This window comes from Kitasatospora sp. NPDC088783 (assembly GCF_044750705.1).
Taxonomy (GTDB): Bacteria; Actinomycetota; Actinomycetes; order Streptomycetales; family Streptomycetaceae; genus Kitasatospora; species Kitasatospora fiedleri.
Window position 1 is genome coordinate 78315 of record NZ_JBIVKJ010000016.1, and the last position, 20747, is coordinate 99061.

A 20747-nucleotide genomic window follows, 5' to 3' on the forward strand; every position below is an offset into this window, starting at 1 on the left:
CCGACCGGGCCGCCGACCGGCCGGAGGCCGTCGCCCTCCTCGCCCCCGACCGGGCCCCGCTCAGCTACCGGGCGCTCGCCCGGCGGGTCGAGGAGGTCGGGCGGACCCTGAACGGCCTCGGCCTGGGCCGTCCGCACCGGGTCGCCCTGGTGCTGCCCAACGGCCCCGACCTGGCCGTCGCGTTCCTCGGCACCGCCGCGTACGCCCAGAGCGCCCCGCTCAACCCGGCGTACCGGCGGCAGGAGTTCGCGTTCTACCTCGCGGACATGCGGGCCGACGCCCTGCTGGTCGAGGCGGGCGACGACTCGCCCGCGGTCGAGGTGGCCCGCGAGCGCGGCCTCCGGATCATCGAACTCACCTCCCGGCCCGGCAGCCCCGCCGGTGAGTTCGAGCTGCGCAGCACCGGCCCGGCCACCGCCGTCCCGGTCGCGGACGGCGGCCCCGGCGGCCCGGACGACACCGCGCTGATCCTGCACACCTCCGGGACCACCGACCGCCCCAAGCTCGTCCCGCTCACCCACGCCAACCTGCACGTCGCCGCCCGCAACACCGGCGCCGCCTTCGCCCTCGACGAGCACGACCTCTGCCTCAACCCGATGCCGCTGTTCCACGCCCACGGCCTGACCAGCACCCTGCTCGCCACCCTGGTGCGCGGCGCGGGCATCGTCTGCACCCCCGGTTTCAGCGACACCGGCTTCTACCGCTGGCTGGGCGAGTTCCGCCCGACCTGGTACACCGCCGTGCCCGCCATGCACCAGGCCCTGCTGTCCGTCGCCGACCGGCACCGCGAGGTCCTCGCCGCGACCCGGCTCCGGTTCGTCCGCTCGGCCTCCGCGCCGCTGCCCGGCGCCGTCCTCACCGCTCTGGAGGAAGCCTTCCGCGCCCCGGTGATCGAGGCGTACGGCATGACCGAGGCCGGCTCCCTGGTCACCACCAACCCGCTGCCGCCCGGGACGCGCAAGCCCCGCTCGGTCGGCCTGCCGGTCGGCGAGGCGGTGGCCGTCCTCGACAAGGCCGGCCGCCCGGTGCCGGTCGGCGAGTCCGGCGAGATCGCCATCCGCGGCGCCAACGTCACCGCCGGCTACGAGGCCAACCCCGAGGCCAACGCCCGTGCTTTCACCGGAGGTTGGCTGCGCACCGGCGACGAGGGGCGGCTCGACGAGGACAGCTACCTGTACGTCGTCGGCCGCAGCAAGGAGATCATCAACCGGGGCGGCTCCAAGGTCGCCCCGGTCGAGATCGACGAGGTGCTGGCCGGCCACCCGGCGGTCAAGCTGGCCGTCGCCTTCGGCGTCCCGCACCCGACCCTCGGCGAGGACGTCGCGGTGGCCGTCGTCCCGCGGCCCGGCGCCGTCGTGGTCGAGCGGGACATCCGCGAGTACGCCCGGGAACGGCTCGCCGACTTCAAGGTCCCCAGCCGGGTCCACCTGGTCGAGGACGTCCCGCGCAGCCCCACCGGCAAGGTCCAGCGGCTGCGGCTCGCCGAACTCCTCGCCGCCGCCGGGGCCGCCGCCCCCGCCCACCGGGACGCCCCCGGCGACCCGCTCGCCCGGCAGGTCGCCGCCGTCTGGGCCGAGGTGCTCGGCACCGAGGACTTCGGCGCCGACGACAACTTCTTCGACCTCGGCGGCAACTCGCTGCTGCTCAAGCGCGTCGCCGCCGCCCTGGGCGAGCGGCTCGGCCGGGACGTCCCGCTGCTGGCGCTGACCATGTGCCCCACCGTCGACACCCTCGCCCGGCACCTCGCCGACCGGCCCGCCGGGCCCGCCGGGTCCGCAGCGCCCGCAGCGCCCGCGGGCCCCGACCCCGCGACCCGGGAACGCCTCGACCGCGGCCGCGACCGGCTGCGCCGGCAGCTCGACCGGCGGCGCACCGGCGCACCGAAGGAGAACAGCTGATGGAGCACGCCGACGACACCACCGGCCTGGAGATCGCCGTCATCGGGCTCGCCTGCCGCTTCCCCGGCGCGGACGGCCCCGAGCAGTACTGGGAGAACCTGCGCACCGGCACCGAGTCGATCACCTTCTTCACCCCCGGGGAACTCGCCGCCCGGGGCGTCCCCGAGGCGCTGCGCACCGACCCCGACTACGTCGCCGCCCAGGGCGTGCTGGCCGGTGCCGACCGCTTCGACGCGGACTTCTTCGGGATGAGCCCGAAGGAGGCCGACCTGACGGACCCCCAGCACCGGGTCCTGCTCCGGTGCGCCTGGGAGGCCCTGGAGGACTCCGGCCACGACCCGCGCGCCGTGCCCGGCCAGGTCGGCGTCTACGCCGGCACCTACTACAACAGCTACGTCGACCACGTCGACGGCCTGATCGACCCCGACGACCCCGGCGAGGTCTTCGCCCGCAACCTCGCCAACGAACGGGACTTCCTGGCGACCCGGATCGCCTACAAGCTCGACCTGTCCGGCCCCGCCCTCACCGTCCAGTCCGCCTGCTCCACCTCCCTGGTCGCCGTCCACCTGGCCTGCCAGGCCCTGCTCAGCGGCGCCTGCGACACCGCGCTGGCCGGCGGCGCCACCGTCCGCGCCCACCAGCACCAGGGCTACCTGTTCCAGCCCGGCGGGATCTTCTCCGCCGACGGCCACTGCCGCCCGTTCGACGCCGCCGCCCAGGGCACCGTCGCCGCCAACGGCGTCGGCGTGGTCGTGCTCAAACGGCTGGAGGACGCGCTGGCCGACGGCGACCCGGTCCGGGCCGTCATCAAGGGCTCCGCGGTCGGCAACGACGGCGCCGAGCGGATCGGCTTCACCGCCCCCGGCGTGGCCGGCCAGGCCCGGGTGATCCGCGCCGCCCTGGAGGCCGCCGAGGTCGACCCCGCCACCATCGGCTACGTCGAGACCCACGGCAGCGGCACCCCGCTCGGCGACCCGATCGAGATCGAGGCGCTCGGCCGGGCCTTCGGTGGCCTGCCGCCCGGCAGCTGCGCGATCGGCGCCGTCAAGGGCAACATCGGCCACACCCACGCCGCCTCCGGCGTCGCCGGGCTGATCAAGACCGTGCTGGCGCTCCAGCACCGGCAGATCCCGCCCAGCCTGCACTTCGACGTCCCCAACCCGGCCGTCGACTTCACCGCCGTGCCGTTCCGGGTCAACACCCGCCTCACCGACTGGCCCGCCGACCGCGGACCGCGCCGGGCCGGCGTCAGCTCCTTCGGCATGGGCGGCACCAACGCCCACGTCGTCCTGGAGGAGGCCCCCGCGCCCGCCGCCCGCCGCGCCCCCGGCCGCCGCCGCGTCCTGCTGCCGCTCGCCGCCCGCACCGCCACCGCGCTGGAGGCCGCCACCGACCGCCTCGCCGACCGCCTCGACGGCGCCGCCCCGCCCGACCTGGCCGGCACCGCCCGCACCCTACAGACCGGCCGCCGCCACTTCGGCCACCGCCGCTTCCTGGTCGCCGAGGACACCGCCCGGGCCGCCCGCGCGCTGCGCGAGCGCACCCCCGGCACCGTCCGCACCGGCCACCACGACGGCACCCCCCGCGAGGTCGCCCTGGTGCTGCCCGGCCTCGGCGAGCAGCGCCCCGGCATGGGGCGCGAACTGTACGAGGCCGAACCGGTCTACCGGGCCGCCCTCGACCGCTGCGCCGAAGGCTTCCGCCCCCACCTCGGCCTCGACCTGCGCGAACTGCTCCACCCCGCCGGCGCCGCCGACACCGCCGCCGCCGGGCCCGACCTGCGCCGGATGCTGCGCGGCCCCGCCGCCGCCGACCGCACCGAACTCGACCGCACCCGCTACGCGCAGCCCGCCACCTTCGCCGTCGAGTACGCGCTGGCCCGGCTCTGGGAGTCCTGGGGCGTCCGCCCGGCCGCGCTGATCGGCTACAGCATCGGCGAGTACACCGCCGCGCACCTGGCCGGGGTGCTGTCGCTGGACGACGCCCTCAAGCTGGTCGCCCACCGGGCCCGGCTGATCGACGGCCTGCCCGCCGGCGCCATGCTGGCCGTGCCGCTGCCCGAACGCACCGTCCTCGGCCTGCTCGGCGACGACCTGTCGCCGGCCGCCGTCAACGGGCCCGAGCTGTGCGTGGTCGCCGGCACCGACGAGGCGGTCGCCGCCCTGGAGGCCCGGCTGGCCGCCGACGGCGTCGCCGCCCGGCGGCTGCAGACCACGCACGCCTTCCACTCGCACCTGATGGACCCGATCACCGAGGAGTTCGCCGACCTCGCCGCCGGGGTCGCCCTGCACCCGCCGACCGTCCCGTACGTCTCCAACGTCACCGGCGACTGGGCCGACGCCGACCTGGTCACCGACCCCGGCTACTGGGTGCGGCACCTGCGCCGCCCGGTCCGGTTCGCCGACGGCGTCCGCCGGCTGTGGGAGCGGCCCGGCCGGGTGCTGCTGGAGACCGGCCCCGGCCAGTCGCTGACCAGCCTGGCCCTGCAGCTGCGCCCGGCCGGCGCCGCCCCCGGCGTCGCCCTCGCCTCGATGCCCGGCCGGTTCGACCGGCAGGGCGAGGAGCGGTTCCTGCTGAACACCGCCGGCGCCCTGTGGGCGGCCGGCGTCGACCTCGACTGGTCCGCCGTCGGCGGCGGCGACGGCGCCGCCCGGGTCTCCCTCCCGCCCTACCCGTTCGAGGAGAGCCGGCACTGGATCGACCCGGCCCCCCGCCGGACCGCCCCCCGGCCCGGGCTCGCCCGCCGGGCCGACCTGGCGGACTGGTTCCACACACCCGTGTGGGAGTCGCTGCCCGCCCGCCCGCAGGCCGCCCCCGGCGCGCCGTCCTCCTGGCTGCTGTTCACCGACGAGGTGGGCGTCGGCGACGCGCTCGCCGCCCGCCTGCGCCGCGACGGCCACCGGGTCAGCACCGTCCGGGCCGGCCGCGGCTGGGGCGAACTCGGCGACGGCGCCTACCGGATCGACCCCGCCAGCGCCGCCGACCACCGCCGCCTGGTCGACCGGCTCACCGCCGACGGCGGCCCGCCCGACCGGACGGTCCACCTGTGGACCGTCGGCCCGCGCCGCCCCGTCGACGAGACCCTGCAACGCGGCTTCCACAGCCTGCTCCGGCTCGACCAGGCCCTCACCGCCGCCGCCCCCGGCACCCCGCCGCACCTCACCGTCGTCTCCAGCGACGCCCACGCCGTCCTCGGCACCGAACCCCTCGCCCCGGAGAAGGCCACCGTCACGGGGCCCGCCCTCGTCCTGCCGCTGGAACAGCCCGGCACCACCTGCCGCGCCGTCGACGTCTCGCTGCCGCCCGGCCGCCGCTGGAGCGCCGCCGACACCGACCTGCTGTACGCGGAACTGCTCGACCCGACCACCCGCCCGCTCACCGCGCTGCGCGGGCGCCGCCGCTGGGAGCGCACCCACCGGCCGGTCCGGGTGGAGGCCGCCGCGGACGGCCGCACCCCGCTGCGCGAGCACGGCGTCTACCTGATCACCGGCGGCTTCGGCGGCGTCGGACTCACCCTCGCCCGGCACCTCGCCACCGCCGTCGCGGCCCGGCTGGTCCTGGTCGGCCGCACCCCGCTGCCGCCCCGCGAGGAGTGGGCGGCGCTGCTCGCCGACGGCCGGGCGGACGGCGCGGCGGCCGAGCGGGTCCGGGCCGTGCTGGAGCTCGAGGGGCTCGGCGCGCAGGTGATGACCGCCGCCGCCGACGTGGCCGACGCCGCCGCCCTCCAGCGGGTCGCCGACCGGGCGGTGGAGCGGTTCGGCGCCGTCCACGGCATCGTGCACGCCGCCGGGGTGCCCGCCGCCGGCCTCGCCCAGCTCAAGACCGCCGAGGCCGCCGACCGGGTGCTCGACCCCAAGGTCCGCGGCGGCCTGGCGGTCGACGCGCTGGCCCGCCGGCTGGCGCCCGACTTCACCGTGCACTGCTCCTCCAGCCTGGCGCTGACCGGCGGCGTCGGACAGGTCGACTACGTCGCCGCCAACGCCTTCCTGGACGCCCTGGCGCAGCACAGCGACGCCACCGGCGGCCCGCGCACCGTCTCGGTCAACTGGGACGGCTGGCAGGAGGTCGGCATGGCCTTCCGCACCCTCGGCCCGGGCGGCCACCCGGACGCCGCCGCCCCGGCCGCCCGCACCGGCCCCGTCGACCACCCGCTGCTGGACGCCTGCCTGCGCGACGACGACGCCGTCGCGGTGTACGCGGTGGCACTCAGCGTGGCCGGGTCCTGGCTGATCGACGAGCACCGGATGGCCGGCAACGCCGTCGTCCCCGGCACCGGCCACCTCGAACTCGTCCGGGCCGCCCACGAGCACCAGAGCGGCGACCCCCGGGCGGTGCTGGAGGACGTCACCTTCCTCTCCCCGGTGGTGGTCGGCGAGGACCGGCAGCGCGAACTGCGGGTGGTGCTCGACAAGCGGCACGCCCCGGCGCGGTTCGCCGTGGTCAGCCGCGAGGGCGCGCCCGGCGGCGGGCCGGCGGACGGCGCGGGCGGTGCGGACGGCGCGGCCGGACCGGACGGCGCGGACGGCGCGGGCGGTGCGGACGGCGCGGCCGGACCGGACGGCGCGGACGGCGCGGGCGGTGCGGCGTCGGGCGGTGCAGGGCCGGACGGCGGCGACGGCGACGGCTGGCAGGTGCACGTGACCGGTGCCGTCGGCCCGGTCGGCGACGACACCGCCCCGCCCTGCCGGTACGACCCGGCCGAGCTGGTCGCCCGGGCCGGCATGCGCGACCTCGGCGCCCTCACCCACACCGGGCCGATGGGCTTCGGCCCGCGCTCGCACTGCCTGCGCCGGGTGCACCTGGGCGAGAAGGAGGCGCTCGCCGAACTCGAACTGCCCGCGCAGTTCGCCGCCGACCTGGACCGGATCGCGCTGCACCCCTCGCTGCTCGACCTGGGCGCGGGCTTCCACGGCATGAACCTCGCCGAGGAGTTCCGCATCCCGCTCCGCTACGGCCGCCTCACCCTGCTCGCCCCGCTGCCGCGCCGGATCTACAGCCACCACCGCTTCCACGAGGCGGACCGCCGCGGCAAGGAGACCTTCACCGCCGACTTCACGCTGCTCGACGAGACCGGCCTGGAGACCGTCCGGGTCGAGGACTTCGTCCTCAAGCGGGTCGCCGACCTGGAGACCCGGCTCGGCGCGCTGCGCGACGGCACCTCCCGGGAGACCGCCGCCTACCGCTTCCCGCCCGCCGCCGCCCCGGCCGCCCGCCCCGGCGACGCCGGACCGCTCCGCGACCACCTGGACCAGGGCATCCGGCCCGCCGAGGGCGTCGAGGCGCTGCTGCGGCTGCTCACCGCCGGTCTCGGCCCGCAGGTCGCGGTGGTCGCCAAGAACCTGGACGCGGTGTTCGCCGACATCCGCGCCCACCGGATCGGCGCCCCCGGGCCGCAGGACGCCCCGGACCCCGGGCGGCCGGACGGCGCGCTCCACCCGCGCCCCGGCCTGCTCACCGCGTACGCCGAGCCCCGGGACGACACCGAGACCGGGCTCGCCGAACTGTGGGCGGACCTGCTCGGCCTGGAACGGGTCGGCGTGCACGACGAGTTCTTCGAGCTCGGCGGCCACTCGCTGCTCGGCCTGCAACTGGCGGCCCGGATCCGCCGCCGGTTCGGCGTCGACCTGCCGCTGAACACCCTGTTCGAGGCGCTCACGGTGGCGGAGCAGGCCGCCGCCCTCCGCCGCCGCCTCGGCACCGACGCCCCGGCCCACCCCCCGACGACCGGCACCCCGACGACCGACGGCACACAGAAGCGGAGCACAGCACATGTCTGACATCCACACGGTCGGCGTGGTCGGCGCCGGCGTCATGGGCACCGGCCTGGCGCAGGCGCTCGCCCAGTCCGGCCACCGGGTCCTGCTGGTCGACCGGACGCCGGAGATCCTGGCCGCTGCCGAGCGGACGGTCCGTCAGGGCCTGCGCTTCGCCAGGCTGCTGGGCGACCGGGGCCCGCGGGAGGACCAGCGGACCGTCCTGGAGCGGATCACCTCCAGCACCGACTACGAGGGCTTCGACGACGCCGACTTCGTGATCGAGAACATCACCGAGGACTGGGGCCTGAAGAAGGGCGTCTACCAGCGGCTGGACGCGATCTGCCCGGAGCGCACCGTGTTCGCCGCCAACACCTCGGTCATCCCGATCACCCGGATCGGCGCGGCCACCTCCCGCCCGGCCAACGTCCTGGGCATGCACTTCATGAACCCGGTGCCGCTCAAGCCCACGGTGGAGGTGATCCGCGGCCACCACACCTCCGCCGCGACGCTGGACGCCGCCCGCACCCTGCTCGCCCAACTCGGCAAGGAGGGAATCCTGGTGGAGGACTCGCCGGGCTTCGTCAGCAACCGGGTCCTGATGCTCACCGTGAACGAGGCCGTCTACCTGGTCCACGAGGGGGTGGCCGCCGCCGAGGAGGTCGACCGGATCTTCAAGACCTGCTTCGGCCACACCATGGGTCCGCTGGAGACCGCCGACCTGATCGGCCTGGACACCATCCTGCAGTCCGTCGAGGGCCTGTACGCCGCGTTCAGCGACAGCAAGTACCGGCCGTGCCCGCTGCTGGTGCGGATGGTCGACGCCGGACTGCTCGGCCGCAAGAGCGGCCAGGGCTTCTACAGCTACGCCACCGCGCTGCTCTGAGCCCCCGCCGCACCGCAACCCGGGCCACTGCCCCCGCCCCCGCCGTACCGGCCCGCGCGCCCCGAGCCGCCACCGGCCCGACCGAGAAGCCCGAACCGAGAAGCCCGACCGAGAAGAAGGAACCGCACACCATGACGACGGCCGACCACAAGCCGCAGATCCTCGCCTTCCTCGCCCAGTTCTTCGGCGAGCACCGGCTCGCCGACGACGAGGACATCTTCGCCTCCGGGTTCGTGAACTCGCTCTTCATCATGCAGCTGGTGCTGTTCGTCGAGGGCGAGTTCGGCATCACCGTGGAGGACGAGGACCTGGAACTGGCCAACTTCCGCACGGTGGAAGCCCTCGACGCGCTCGTCACCCGCAAGCGGGCCGCCGTGGGCGCCGCCGCGCCGCGCGCCTGACCCGCCGGACCGGAGAGGAGGCAGGAGAGGGACAGATGGCCATCCGAGTGCAACTGACCCCGGGCCAGGTCACGGCGCGGGAGGAGTACGAGTCCTTCGTCCGGGAGGCCGTGGCCCCCCGCGCGGACGACTGGGACCGCGCCGAGCGGCTCCCCGAGGAGTTTCTGAAGGACTTCGCGGCCCGCGGCCTGCTGGGCGCCGCCGTCCCGGCCGACTACGGCGGCACCGGACTCGACCCGATCACCTTCGGGCTGCTCAACGAGGAACTCGGCCGCGGCTGCTCGTCCGTGCGCAGCCTGGTCACCGTGCACGGCATGGCCTCGTACGCGGTCGCCCGCTGGGGCAGCCGGGACCAACGCGCGCACTGGCTGCCGAAGTTCGCCACCGGCGAGGCGATCGGCGCGTTCGCGCTCACCGAGCCGGGCGCCGGCAGCGACGTCAAGGGCCTGCGGACGGCCGCCCGGCGCACCGCCGACGGCTACCTGCTGACCGGCGAGAAGCGCTGGACCACCTTCGGCGCCCGCGCCGACGTGTACCTGCTGTTCGCCCGGCTGGACGGCCGGGAGGCGGCCTTCCTGGTGCCCCGCGACGCCCCCGGGCTGACCGTCCGGCCGCTCACCGGCGTGCTCGGCACCAGGGCCTCGATGCTCGCCGAACTCAGCCTGGCGGACTGCCGGGTGCCGGACGGCGCGCTGCTCGGCCGCCCCGGCTTCGGGCTGAGCGCCGTCGCCGCCAGCGCCCTCGAACTCGGCCGCTACAGCGTCGCCTGGGGCTGCGTCGGCCTCACCCAGGCGTGCCTGGACGCCTCCCTGGACTACGCCGACCGGCGCGAGACCTTCGGCGTCCGGCTCCGCGACCACCAGCTGGTGCAGCGGATGCTCGCCGACATGGCCACCGGCGCCGCCGCCGCCCGGCTGCTCTGCCAGCAGGCCGGCTGGCTGCGCCAGGACCGCTCCACCGACAGCCTGCACGCCACCTGGCTCGCCAAGTACCACGCCTCCCGCACCGCGTTCCGGTCCGCCTCCGACGCCGTCCAGGTGCACGGCGCGCACGGCTGCGGCGACGCCTACCCGGTGCAGCGCTACCTGCGGGACGCCAAGGTGATGGAGATCATCGAGGGCAGCACCGAACTCCAGCAGACCACCATCGCCGAGTCCGCCTACCACTCCCGCCCCCGCACCGCCCCCACTGCCACCTCCGCCCCCACTGCCACCTCCGGCCCCACTGACACCGAAAGGGTGACGGCATGACCACCCAGGGCACCGCCGACCCGCAGGAAGGCACCGCCGGCGAGCGGCCCGCCAAGACCGTCAAGTGCGTGGTCTGGGACCTCGACCACACCCTCTGGGACGGCATCCTGCTGGAGGACGGCGAGGCGCCGCTGCGCCCCGGACTGCGCGAGGTCATCGTCGAGCTCGACCGCCGCGGCATCCTGCACTCCGTCGCCAGCCGCAACGACCACGACGCCGCCACCGCCGCGCTGCGCCGGCACGGCCTGCTCGACTACTTCCTCTACCCGCAGATCAACTGGAACGCGAAGTCCTCGTCGATCCGCTCCGTCGCCGCCTCGCTCAACCTCGGCCTGGACGCCTTCGCCTTCGTCGACGACGACGCCTTCGAGCGCGGCGAGGTCGCCTTCGAGCTCCCCGAACTGCTGTGCGTCGACGCGGCGGACGCGGCCGGCCTCGCCGACCGGCCGGAGTTCTCGCCCCGGTTCGTCACCGAGGACTCCGCCCGCCGCCGCGCGATGTACCTCGCCGACCAAGAACGCACCCGGGTCGAGCAGGAGTTCACCGGCCCCCAGGAGGCCTTCCTCGCCACCCTCGGCATGACGCTCACCGTCCTGCCCGCCCAGGAGGAGGACCTGCGCCGCGCCGAGGAGCTGACCGTCCGGACCCACCAGCTCAACACCACCGGCTACACCTACTCGTACGAGGAGCTCGACGCCTTCCGCCGCTCCGACACCCACGAACTGCTGGTCGCCCGGCTGGAGGACCGGCACGGCCCGTACGGCACCATCGGCCTGGTGCTGCTGGCCGAGGACCCGGGCGCCTGGACGGTCAAGCTGCTGCTGATGTCCTGCCGGGTGATGTCCCGGGGCGTCGGCGGCGTGATCATCAACCTGCTGCGCCGCCGCGCCCGGGCGGCGGGCGTCCGGCTGCTGGCCGAGTACCTGCCCAACGGGCGCAACCGGATGATGCTGATCACCTACAAGTTCACCGGGTTCCGGCAGCTCACCGGCGACGACGGGCTGGCGCTGTTCGAGGCCGACCTGACCGACGTCCCCGGTGACCCGCAGTACCTGACCGTGCAGGCGCCGTCCCTCCAACCGCCGTCCGCCGAGCCGCCGTCCGGGGAGGATTCGCCCGGGGAGCCGCCGTCCGGGGAGGATTCGCCCGGGGAGCCGCCGTCCGGGGAGGGCCCGCAGTGAGCGCGTCCGGCGGGCCGTGGGTGGTCAGGACCGCCCCCAACCCCGGCGCCCGGCTCCGGCTGGTCTGCTTCGCCTACGCCGGGGGCGGCAGCTCGGCGTTCGCCGAGTGGCCGCGCGGCCTGCCGGACGACGTCGAGGTGTGCGCCGTCCGGCTGCCCGGCCGCGAGTCGCGGATCTTCCAGCGGGCCCACACCGACGTCGAGGACCTGCTGCCCGACCTCACCGAGGCGCTGGCCGAGCACTGCCGGCCCCCGTTCGCCCTGTTCGGGCACAGCATGGGCGCGCTGATCGCGTTCGCCCTCACCCGCCGGCTGCGCGCCCTCGGCGCGCCCGCCCCCGACCACCTGGTGGTCTCCGGCCGCCGCGCCCCGCAGCTCGCCCACAACCGGCCGCTGATCCACCACCTGCCGGAGGACCAGTTCCTGGCCCGGCTGCGCGAACTCGGCGGCACCCCCGACGCCCTGCTCGCCGACGCCCGGGTGATGCGCCTGGTCCTGCCCGGACTGCGGGCCGACTTCCAGCTCAACGACTCCTACACCCACCGCCCGCAGGAGCCGCTGCCCGTCCCGATCACCGCCTTCGGCGGCCGGGCCGACCCGGACGTCGACCCCGCGGGCCTGGCCGCCTGGGCCCGGCAGAGCACCGGCGCCTTCACCCTGCGGATGTTCGACGGCGGGCACTTCTTCCTGCACACCGCCCAGGCGGAGGTCCTGGCCGAACTCTCCCGGCTGCTGCGCCGCCCGGCCGACCGCGGTGCCGGAGCGCTCACCCCGTGACCGCGCCCCGCCCCGACCACCGGCCGCCCGGGCGCTGGCCGCCGGGCCCCGCCGCGCCCGTCCTCGCCCCCGGCGAGGTGCACGTCTGGCGGGCCCGCCTCGACCTGCCCGCGCCCGCCGCGCGCCGGTACGCGGACCTCCTCGACGCCGGGGAGCGGGCCCGGGCCGCCGGCTGCCGACTGCCGCTCGAACGCGCCCGCCACGTCGCCGCGCACGGCGCGCTGCGCACCGTCCTGGCCCGCTACACCGGACAGGCCCCCGCCGACCTCCGGCTGCACCGCACCGCCCGCGGCCGCCCCCGCCTCGCCCCGGCCCCCGGCACGGACGCCGGCGCGGCTCCCGGCGCGGCGGGGCTCGACTTCAACCTCTCGCACTCCGGCGGCCTCGCGCTGATCGCCGTCACCCGCACCGGCACCGTCGGCGTCGACCTGGAGCTGGTCCGCACCGACCTCGACCACCGGGCGATGGCCGCCCGCTTCCTCGACCCGGCCGACGCCCGGCTGATCGCCGCGCTGCCGCCGGCCGCCGGACGGCACGCCTTCTTCACCCGCTGGACCTGGCGGGAGGCGTACGCCAAGGCCGCCGACGTGCCCGTCCCGCGCCGGCTCAGCACCGGCGCACAGGATCCGACGACGATCACCGTCGGTCGGTGGAAACTGAGCAACCTCCCACTGGACAAAGGATATTGTGCGACCGTCGCGGCTTTCGAGCCCTGCGCGCCGGCGCACCGCTGGACCTTGACGCAGGACCGGGCCCGCCGGACGACGCCCATCCGTTCCGCCTGACGAGAACGCGGACGAAAGGAACCGGACCGCATGCCTGACCTGTCCAGCCTCTGGTGGTTCTTCACGGCCTCCCTGGTGCTCCTGCTGATCCCCGGGCCGTCGGTGCTGTACGTCACCGGCCGCACGCTCGACCAGGGGCGCCGGGCCGGCCTGCTGTCCACCCTGGGCCTGGCCTGCGGGGACCTCGTCCAGGTGGTCGCCGCCGTGGTCGGCCTGTCCGCCCTGGTGGCCTCCTCCGAGACGGCCTTCGACGTGGTCAAGTACGCGGGCGCCGGCTACCTGGTCTGGCTCGGCGTCAAGCGCCTGCGCACGCCCGACCCGGACCCGTCCGAGGAGCGGCCCGCGGAGGCGCCCGCCCGCTCGCCGCGGATCTTCTCCGACGGCCTGGTCGTCAACGCGCTCAACCCGAAGAGCACCCTGTTCTTCCTCGCCTTCCTCCCGTCCTTCATCCACAGCGGACACGGGGCGGTCTGGTCCCAGACCCTGGTCTTCGGACTGGTCTTCGTCCTGGTCGGCGTCTGCACCAACGCCGGTTGGGCGCTGCTCAGTTCACTCCTGCGCCAACGCGCCCGGCAGAGCCGCGGCTTCCTCCGCGCGGAGCGGTACATCGTCGCCGGCGTCTTCCTCGTCCTCGCCGCCGCCACCCTGGCGACCGGCCTCACCGGCGGCTGAGCCGCCACGGAGCCGACATGACCGACACCCCCGCCGCCGTCCCGCCGGCGCCCGCCGCCCACCGGCCGGACACCGCCCACCGGCTGCACGCGAACGAGAACCCCTACCCGCCGCTGCCCGGCGTCCTGGAACGGGCCACCGCCGCCCTGCGGACCCTCAACCACTACCCGGACCCGACCGCCGCCCGCCTGACCGCCGCCCTCGCCGCGCACCTGCGCGTCCCGCCCGCGCACCTGGTGATCGGCCCCGGCTCGGTCGGCGTGCTGTTCCAACTGGTCCGCTCCGCCGCCGGGCCCGGCGACGAAGTCCTGTACGCCTGGCGTTCGTTCGAGGCGTACCCGGAGGCGACCGCACTCGCCGGGGCCACCCCGGTCGCCGTCCCGCTGGCCGCGGGCGAGGTCCACGACCTCGCCGCGATGGCCGCCGCCGTCACCCCGCGCACCAGGGTCGTCCTGCTCTGCAACCCGAACAACCCGACCGGCACCGCCGTCCCGCCCGCCGACCTGGTGAAGTTCCTGGACGCCGTCCCCGCCGACACCCTGGTCGTGCTGGACGAGGCCTACCGCGAGTTCGCCCCCGACGGCACCCCCGACGGCGTCGACCTCCACCGCACCCGCCCGAACCTGGTCGTGCTCCGCACCTTCTCCAAGGCGTACGGCCTGGCCGGGCTCCGGGTCGGCTACGCCGTCGCCCACGAGACCGTCGCCGCCGCGGCCCGGGCCGTCGCCCTCCCGTTCGGCGTCAGCCGGATCGCCCAGGACGCCGCCGTCGAATCCCTCGCCGCCGGCCCCCACCTGCGCCGGCGGGTCGACGCCCTGGTGGCCGAACGCACCCGGGTCCAGGCCCGGTTGCGGGCCCAGGGCTGGTCCCCGCCCGACTCGCACGCCAACTTCGTCTGGCTCCGGCTGGACGACCGCACCACCGCGTTCGCGGCGGCCTGCACCGCCGCCGGAGTCACCGTCAAAGCCTTCCCCGGCGAAGGCGTCCGCCTCACCATCGGCACCCCCGAGGCCAACGACACCGCCCTCGCCGTCACCGCCGCCTGGCGCGCCTCCGCCGGATAGGCGGACCGGCAGCGGGAGTTGACCGAACGTCAGGTACGGTGGGGCGGCCGGGGGCTGTCGCGTCCCGGCCCCGGAGGGGCCGAGCCGCCCGCCGGCCACCGCACCGAGGCCGGAGCCGGTTCACCGGAAGGACGGAGACCGCGCACCCGTGACCGCCCGGACCGCCCGGACCGGGCCGCAGGGCCCGCCGCTGGCCGCGCGGTTGCACGCCTTGCTCGCCCGTGACGGTGCCGTGGCCGACCTGCGCCGCTACTACGGGATCGGGCTGCCGCCCGGTGCCGCGCCGTACACCGGCGGCCGGTTCGAGCGGCTGGCCGGTGGCGGGGAGCGCCCGGGCAGCGCCGACCGGTTCACCGCGGACGACCTGATCGCCGTGCAGACCCTGTCGGTGACCGTGCCCGCCCGCGTCGCCCTGGACCTGCTGGAAGGCCGACTGGGGGAGGACCTGCACGCCCTGCTGCGCGCCGTGCCGGTCGGTCTCGACCTGGCCGACGCCGACCCCGGACACGTCGCCGACGACTCGCCCGCCGCCCGGGCCTGGCACCTGCTGGTCGCCGAGCCCGGCGTCGGCTGGGTCCTCGCCGGGAAGCTGCTGGCCCGCAAGCGCCCCCGGCTGCTGCCGGTCTACGACCGGGTGGTGCGCTGCGCGCTGGACCGGCCCGACCGGTTCTGGTCGCCGCTGCACACCGCCCTGCGCGCGGACGGCGGCGCGCTGGCGCACCGGCTGGCGCAGCTGCACGCCGCCGCCGACCTGCCGGCGGCGGTGAGCGCGCTGCGGGTGTGCGACGTCGTGGTGTGGACGGGCCACCGCGCCACCGGCCACCCCTGCCCCTCCTGACCGCGCCGCGCGCCGCACGCCGAACGCCGCACGCCGAGCACCGAGGACGGGCCGCCGCCGACGCTTCCGGCCGGTGCCCCCGGCCGGCCCCCGCCCGTCAGAGCGGCGGCGGCCCGTCCTCGGTGGGCAGCCAGCAGCCGTGCAGGCCGAGCGGGACGCGGACCGGGACGCGGGCGCGGGCGATCGGCCCGGCGGCGGGGTCCGCGGCGGGGAGCACCAGGAACCAGCTGGTGCCGTCGGTGCGGTCGGTGGCGAAGGTGAGCCAGTAGCCGTCCCCGCCGCTGCCGCCGGGGGCGTGGACCGGCTCGCCGACCGAGAGGTCGCCCGCGTCCCAGTGCCGGGTGGTGCCGTCGGCCAGGTCGTACCAGCGGATCGCGTCGTACTCGCCGGACAGCAGGTCGGCGCGGCCGGTGGTGGCGGCCAGCGCGGCGTACCGGTGGCGGCGGCCGAGGAGGCGGTCGTCGATGCGGGGGAACTCGACCCGGGCGTCGTCCAGCACGGTGCGGGACAGGGTGCCCGTACCGGGGTCGATCCGGGCCCGGACCAGGGCGCCGGTGACGGGCGGCTCGCCGGGGCGGGGGCCGCCGAGGGCGAGGCGGCTCCACTGGACGTAGTCGAGGACGACCGGGGCGTCGGCCTCCGGGCCGTCGTCGTAGGCGTTGACGGTGTGCCACATCCAGAACGCCTCGTCGGCGGCCCAGCGCGGCGGGCCGCCGTCGCGCGGGACCAGGACCACCCGGGTGCCGTGCTCGGGCCGCCAGGCCAGGAACGAGCCGCCGGCCATCGCCGCGTCGAGGTCGAAGAAGGCGGGGGCCAGCACGAGGACGGCGTAGCGGCCGGTGAGTGCCATGTCGTGGATCATCACGGGCCGGTCCACGCCGTCGATCGGCGTCGGCCCGTTGGTGACGGTGCCGTCCCGGCCGATCGTCGCCCAGGTCAGGTACGGCGGTTCGAGGGCGTAGCAGAAGACGACCATCTCGCCGGTGAGCGGGTCGGTCTTGGGGTGGGCGGTGATCCCGGCGGGCAGCGCGCCGTCGAAGTCCTCCGGCCCGAGGGTGGCCAGGCCCGGGCCGATCCGGAACGGGCGGGCGGACTCGGCGAGGGCGAGCAGCCGCCCGCCGTGCCGCACCACGTTGACGTCGGGCAGGTCGCGGAAGGTGCCGGCGAGTTCGGGGCCGACCTGCTCGGCGGACGGCAGGACCATCGACTCCAGCCCGCCCCACAGGGCGCGGCCCGCGCGCTCCTCGGCCGCCAGGGCGGGGGTGCGCACGAAGCGGTTGCGGTAGCGGGCCCGGCCGCCGGAGAGCCGGACGCCGTGCAGCATGCCGTCGCCGTCGATCGGGTAGAGGTAGGAGCCGACCGGGGTGAACCGGGGATTGGGGCCGTTGCGCAGGTACAGGCCGTCGAGGTCGTCGGGGATCTCGCCGGTCACCTCCAGGTCGGCGGCGTCCACCTCCTCGGTGACCGGCGCGAACGCCCCGAGCAGGTGCGGTACCCGGGTCGGGTCGAACCGGGTGCGTGCTGGCGTGTCCATGGGGCCTCCCGGAGCACGGTCTCGGCACCTTCCAGTGAACCCCCCTCGCCCGCCCGTGGCCAGTGGCCCGTGGCCTGTAGCCGCGGGTGGGGGCCGGGTCGGCGTCCGGGGCGCGCGGCGGTCAGCGCAGCTGGGCGGGGGACTCGGCGTCCCGGGCGAGCAGCCGGGGGGTGCCGCCGCCGTCGGCGGGGACGGTCCAGGTGTCGGCGCCGGTGCCGTGGTCGTGCGGGAGGCCGTAGGCCACGGTGGCGTCGTCGAGCCAGGCCGCCTGGTCGTCGACGCTGCGGGTCTCGGCGAGCGGGGTCTCGGTGCCGTCGGCGAGGAGCAGGACGGTCAGCCGCCAGGTCTGGTCGGGGAGCATCTTCTTGTAGGCGATCCGGGTGCCGTCCGGGGAGAGGGACGGGCACTCGACGTTGTCCTTGAGGACCTGGAGGTCGCGCCGGGCGAAGTCGCCGCGCACCAGCGAGCGGTGGCCGCCGGTGGACAGGGTGGCGTAGAAGGTGTTGTCGTCGGTGGTGAAGGTGACGCCCCAGACGTTGGCGTCGGCGGGCAGCGGGCGGCCCTCCTCGGTGAAGCTCTCCAGGGTGCCGACCAGGGTGCCGGTGCGGGTGTCGAGGATGCCGGAGCGGGTGGAGAAGCGCCCGCCGTTGTAGGAGTCGCCCGCGACGAAGACCGTCCAGGCGACCATCCGGCCCGAGGGCGAGACCCGGGCCCGGCTGGGCGTGCCGTTCAGCGGGATGCTGCGCAGCTGGTTCAGGTTCCGGTCCAGGACGGTGAGTTGGTAGGAGCCGGGGCTCTCCCGCAGGCACACGCCGGTGCCGGACGCGGCGTACACCCGGGCGCAGTGCAGGTCGGTGCCGGAGCGGGTGCCGTCGGGGTGCTGGAGGGCGAGGGTGCCGCCGGCGGTGTCGCGCAGCAGCAGGCCGGGTGCGTCGAGGGTCACTGCGCGGCGGTCCCCGGCCGGGGCCGGGTGGGCGCGCAGCAGGGTGTAGCCGACGGCGACGGCGGCGAGCAGCACGGTGGCGGCGAGGGCGGTCAGGACGCGCCACTTCATCGGGTGGTTCCTTTGAGCAGGGGAGCGGCGGCGGCCGTGGCCGCGACGGCGGCCGCGGCGGCGGCCAGGCAGGCGGTGGTGCTGCCCAGGTGCTGCCAGGCCAGGCCGAACAGCAGGGAGGAGACCAGGTAGGCCAGGGCCTGGCAGGTCTGGACGAGGGCCAGGCCGGTGGTGCGCAGCTCGGGGGCGGTGAGCGGGCCGGCCAGCGCCATCAGGACGCCGTCGGTGGCGGCGTAGAAGGCGCCGTACAGCAGCAGGACGGCCCAGAGCGGGCCGCGCCCGGTGGCCAGCAGCAGGTAGACGGCGAGCAGCGCGCCGTAGCCGCCGAGGGCGACCGGGCGGCGGCCGATCCGGTCGGCGAGCCGGCCCAGCGGCGGGGCGAGCACCAGGTAGGCGCTGGCGGTGCCGACGGCCAGCAGCGGGAAGGTGGTCAGCGGCAGGTCGTCGCGGTGCTGGAGCAGCAGGTAGACGAAGCCGTCGCCGACGGTGGCCAGGCCGAGCAGCGCGGCGCCCGCGCAGACCGCCCGCAGCGGCCCGGCCTTCAGCAGGGCGAGGGCGGCGCGCGGGGAGACGGCGCCGGGCGGCAGCGGCTGCTCGCGGTCGCGGACGAACAGGGCGAGCAGCAGCACGCCGAGCAGGGCGAAGCACAGGCTGGTGACGAAGACGGCGTCCCAGGAGCGCCCCGCCCCGCCGGCCAGCGCGAGCACGCCGAGGGCCACGACCGGCCCGGCGAACGCGCCGAGGCTGTCGAGGGCGCGGTGCGCGCCGAAGGCCCGGCCGAGCTGCTCGCGGGGCGCGGAGAGGGTGATGAGCGCGTCGCGCGGGGCGGTGCGCAGGCCCTTGCCGGTGCGGTCGGCGGCCAGTACGGCGCCGACCGCCGCGGGCGCGGCGGGCGTCAGCAGCAGCCCGACCTTGGCGAGCGCGGACAGGCCGTAGCCGACGGCGGCGACGAGTTTGCGCCGGCGGAGCCGGTCGGCCAGGTAGCCGCCGGCGAGGCGGGTGAGCGCGGTGGCGCCGGTGTAGAGGCCGTCGAAGGCGCCGTACTGGGCGACGCCGAGGTGCAGGCCGAGGACCAGGTAGGCGGGGAGGACGGCGGTGACCATCTCGGAGGAGACGTCGGTGGCCAGGCTGACCAGGCCGAGCGCCAGGACGTTCCCGGTCAGCACGCGGCGGGCCGGGGCCCCCTTGAGGGAGGCCCCGGGGCGGGTGTCGGTGAGGTACATCAGCTGAGCGTGAGGTCGTCGAACCAGGTGATGCTGGGGTCGCTCGGGTGGTTGTCGTCGTGGTTGACCAGCTGCACGGTGTACGAGTGGCCGGGGGTGAGCTTGTCGGTGACCTGCTGCCAAGAGCCGTTCGCCGTGCAGGTCTTGGGCAGCGGGGTGCTGGTGCTGCCGCTGGTGTTGTGCTTGACGACGACGGTCGCCCAGGCGTACGCCACGGTGTCCTTGCAGTCGCCCTTCCACCAGAGGGTGAGCTTGGTGACGCCGGGCGGCGCGGTGAAGGTCTGGGTGAGGACGGAGTCGCCGTTGGTGGGCGAGGCGGAGCCCACCGCGGCGGCGTAGGCGCCGGAGTGCGGGGCGGCGGCGATCGCGGTGGTGCCGGTGCGGGTCCAGCCGGTGAACGTGCCGTACTCGAAGCCGCCGTTGACCAGGCCCGGGACCGGGGTGGGCGAGGGGCCGGGCGAGGCCGGGCCGGTGGGGGAGGGCGTGGCGGTGGGCGGCGGCGAGGTGGTCCACACGTCGGTGATCGGGGTCGCGCCGGCGGCGGAGCCCAGCGGGGCGAGCCCGTAGGCGTCCTCCAGCGTCCGCAGCACGCTGTAGTGGTTGATCTGCTCGGCGTAGGTGCCGGGCCGGACCTTCTCGCCGACCATGACGGTGGCGATCTGGTTGATCGAGCTGAAGTTGTCCTCGTCGAAGGTGGCGATCAGCAGGCTGTTGTGGGTCTTGGCCCACTGCGCGTAGCCGTCGAGGTTGTTCTTCAGCCAGGTGTCCCCGGTGCCGACGGCGCAGTCGTGCATGTCGTTGCACATGTCGGGGGTCACGAAGGAGACGGTGGGCAGCTTGCTGTAGTCGGTCGGGAAGGTGCCGAACGGGACGCTGCTGGCGGCGGGCACGTTGTCGAAGTCGGCCCACGGCGCGTGCTTGCGCTGGTAGGTGCCGCTGGAGCAGCCGGTGTAGCCGGTCGAGGGGAGCGCCTCGGAGTAGCCCTTGAACGTGTACCCGGCGGAGAGCAGTTGGCTGCCCAGGTTGGCCGTCCCGGTGAAGTTCTTCGGGCAGGAGTCGTCGGTGACGCCCTGCTGGGAGCCGGAGAACAGGGCGAGGTAGTTCGGCTGGCTGGGGTGGGTGACCCCGTAGGACTGGGTGAAGCTCGCGCCCTGCGCGGCCAGGGAGTTGACGTACGGCGCGTTGGCGCTGCCGATGATCGTCGAGTAGTCCTTGTTCTCGAACAGCACGATCACGACGTGGTCCGGGCGGGGCACGGCTGCGGCGGCGGCAGCGGTCGTGGTGCCGGAGAACCCGGTGTCCACGGCCAGGACCGAGCCGACGAGGGCGAGCGCTCCCGCGAGGAGGGAGGCGATCACCGGCTTCCTGATCATTGTGGTCGTCCTTACTGAGGACGGACGCTCGCGGCGGAGCGCTCGGCGCGGGAGGGTGT

General features: G+C 76.0%; 15 protein-coding genes. 11 read left to right on the forward strand and 4 right to left on the reverse strand.

Annotated elements, in window-relative coordinates:
- The 11 genes from ACIP60_RS31575 to ACIP60_RS31625 all read left to right on the forward strand — a co-directional run.
- Positions 1-1898 (forward strand): AMP-binding protein (locus ACIP60_RS31575; RefSeq protein WP_400690961.1); only part of this gene is annotated, 1898 nt, incomplete at its 5' end.
- Positions 1898-7675: an SDR family NAD(P)-dependent oxidoreductase gene (locus tag ACIP60_RS31580; RefSeq protein ID WP_400690964.1), complete on the forward strand. Its 5778-nt coding sequence runs from the start codon at positions 1898-1900 to the stop codon at positions 7673-7675. The genes ACIP60_RS31575 and ACIP60_RS31580, both read left to right, overlap by 1 nt.
- The gene (locus ACIP60_RS31585; RefSeq protein ID WP_400690967.1) at positions 7668-8537 is read left to right on the forward strand and encodes a 3-hydroxyacyl-CoA dehydrogenase family protein; all 870 of its coding nucleotides are present in this window, start codon (positions 7668-7670) and stop codon (positions 8535-8537) included. The genes ACIP60_RS31580 and ACIP60_RS31585 overlap by 8 nt, the downstream gene beginning before the upstream one ends.
- A 131-nt stretch (positions 8538-8668) precedes the next feature.
- A complete protein-coding gene (locus ACIP60_RS31590) occupies positions 8669-8938 on the forward strand; it encodes an acyl carrier protein (protein ID WP_400690971.1) in 270 nt (89 codons plus the stop codon).
- Between the two features lie 35 nt (positions 8939-8973).
- Positions 8974-10188, forward strand: a complete 1215-nt coding sequence (locus ACIP60_RS31595) for an acyl-CoA dehydrogenase family protein (protein ID WP_400690974.1) — start codon at positions 8974-8976, stop codon at positions 10186-10188.
- Complete coding sequence (locus tag ACIP60_RS31600) at positions 10185-11369, forward strand: HAD-IIIC family phosphatase (protein WP_400690977.1); 1185 nt, start codon at positions 10185-10187, stop codon at positions 11367-11369. Before ACIP60_RS31595 ends, ACIP60_RS31600 begins: the two co-directional genes overlap by 4 nt.
- Positions 11366-12145, forward strand: a complete 780-nt coding sequence (locus tag ACIP60_RS31605) for a thioesterase II family protein (protein ID WP_400690980.1) — start codon at positions 11366-11368, stop codon at positions 12143-12145. Before ACIP60_RS31600 ends, ACIP60_RS31605 begins: the two co-directional genes overlap by 4 nt.
- On the forward strand, positions 12142-12930 hold the full coding sequence (locus ACIP60_RS31610; protein ID WP_400690983.1) for a 4'-phosphopantetheinyl transferase family protein: 789 nt from the start codon (positions 12142-12144) through the stop codon (positions 12928-12930). Before ACIP60_RS31605 ends, ACIP60_RS31610 begins: the two co-directional genes overlap by 4 nt.
- Positions 12931-12960: 30 nt before the next feature.
- The gene (locus tag ACIP60_RS31615) at positions 12961-13602 is read left to right on the forward strand and encodes a LysE family translocator (protein WP_111555270.1); all 642 of its coding nucleotides are present in this window, start codon (positions 12961-12963) and stop codon (positions 13600-13602) included.
- A 17-nt stretch (positions 13603-13619) separates the two neighbouring features.
- Positions 13620-14666 (forward strand): histidinol-phosphate transaminase, encoded by a 1047-nt coding sequence (locus ACIP60_RS31620; RefSeq protein ID WP_400690987.1) that lies wholly within the window; start codon positions 13620-13622, stop codon positions 14664-14666.
- A 148-nt stretch (positions 14667-14814) separates the two neighbouring features.
- Entirely contained in the window at positions 14815-15504 is a 690-nt protein-coding gene (locus ACIP60_RS31625) for a DUF6308 family protein (RefSeq protein WP_400690990.1), read from the forward strand.
- A gap of 97 nt (positions 15505-15601) precedes the next feature.
- Here the strand turns inward: ACIP60_RS31625 and ACIP60_RS31630 are convergent, their stop codons facing one another.
- The 4 genes from ACIP60_RS31630 to ACIP60_RS31645 form a co-directional block, all read right to left on the reverse strand.
- A complete protein-coding gene (locus ACIP60_RS31630; RefSeq protein WP_400690993.1) occupies positions 15602-17038 on the reverse strand; it encodes a carotenoid oxygenase family protein in 1437 nt (478 codons plus the stop codon).
- A gap of 121 nt (positions 17039-17159) precedes the next feature.
- Positions 17160-18092: a hypothetical protein gene (locus ACIP60_RS31635; protein WP_400690996.1), complete on the reverse strand. Its 933-nt coding sequence runs from the start codon at positions 18090-18092 to the stop codon at positions 17160-17162.
- The gene (locus ACIP60_RS31640) at positions 18089-19315 is read right to left on the reverse strand and encodes an MFS transporter (protein ID WP_400690998.1); all 1227 of its coding nucleotides are present in this window, start codon (positions 19313-19315) and stop codon (positions 18089-18091) included. Before ACIP60_RS31640 ends, ACIP60_RS31635 begins: the two co-directional genes overlap by 4 nt.
- Positions 19315-20688: an alkaline phosphatase family protein gene (locus ACIP60_RS31645; RefSeq protein WP_400691001.1), complete on the reverse strand. Its 1374-nt coding sequence runs from the start codon at positions 20686-20688 to the stop codon at positions 19315-19317. The genes ACIP60_RS31640 and ACIP60_RS31645 overlap by 1 nt, the downstream gene beginning before the upstream one ends.
- Between the last annotated feature and the right edge of the window lie 59 nt (positions 20689-20747).

What these genes read in the sequence shown, in the direction of transcription:
- ACIP60_RS31580 (WP_400690964.1), top strand. Translation starts at nt 1,898, where the DNA reads ATGGAGCACGCCGACGACACCACCGGCCTGGAGATCGCCGTCATCGGG.
- ACIP60_RS31585 (WP_400690967.1), top strand. Translation starts at nt 7,668, where the DNA reads ATGTCTGACATCCACACGGTCGGCGTGGTCGGCGCCGGCGTCATGGGC.
- ACIP60_RS31590 (WP_400690971.1), top strand. Translation starts at nt 8,669, where the DNA reads ATGACGACGGCCGACCACAAGCCGCAGATCCTCGCCTTCCTCGCCCAG.
- ACIP60_RS31595 (WP_400690974.1), top strand. Translation starts at nt 8,974, where the DNA reads ATGGCCATCCGAGTGCAACTGACCCCGGGCCAGGTCACGGCGCGGGAG.
- ACIP60_RS31600 (WP_400690977.1), top strand. Translation starts at nt 10,185, where the DNA reads ATGACCACCCAGGGCACCGCCGACCCGCAGGAAGGCACCGCCGGCGAG.
- ACIP60_RS31615 (WP_111555270.1), top strand. Translation starts at nt 12,961, where the DNA reads ATGCCTGACCTGTCCAGCCTCTGGTGGTTCTTCACGGCCTCCCTGGTG.
- ACIP60_RS31620 (WP_400690987.1), top strand. Translation starts at nt 13,620, where the DNA reads ATGACCGACACCCCCGCCGCCGTCCCGCCGGCGCCCGCCGCCCACCGG.
- ACIP60_RS31630 (WP_400690993.1), bottom strand. Translation starts at nt 17,038, where the DNA reads ATGGACACGCCAGCACGCACCCGGTTCGACCCGACCCGGGTACCGCAC.
- ACIP60_RS31635 (WP_400690996.1), bottom strand. Translation starts at nt 18,092, where the DNA reads ATGAAGTGGCGCGTCCTGACCGCCCTCGCCGCCACCGTGCTGCTCGCC.
- ACIP60_RS31640 (WP_400690998.1), bottom strand. Translation starts at nt 19,315, where the DNA reads ATGTACCTCACCGACACCCGCCCCGGGGCCTCCCTCAAGGGGGCCCCG.
- ACIP60_RS31645 (WP_400691001.1), bottom strand. Translation starts at nt 20,688, where the DNA reads ATGATCAGGAAGCCGGTGATCGCCTCCCTCCTCGCGGGAGCGCTCGCC.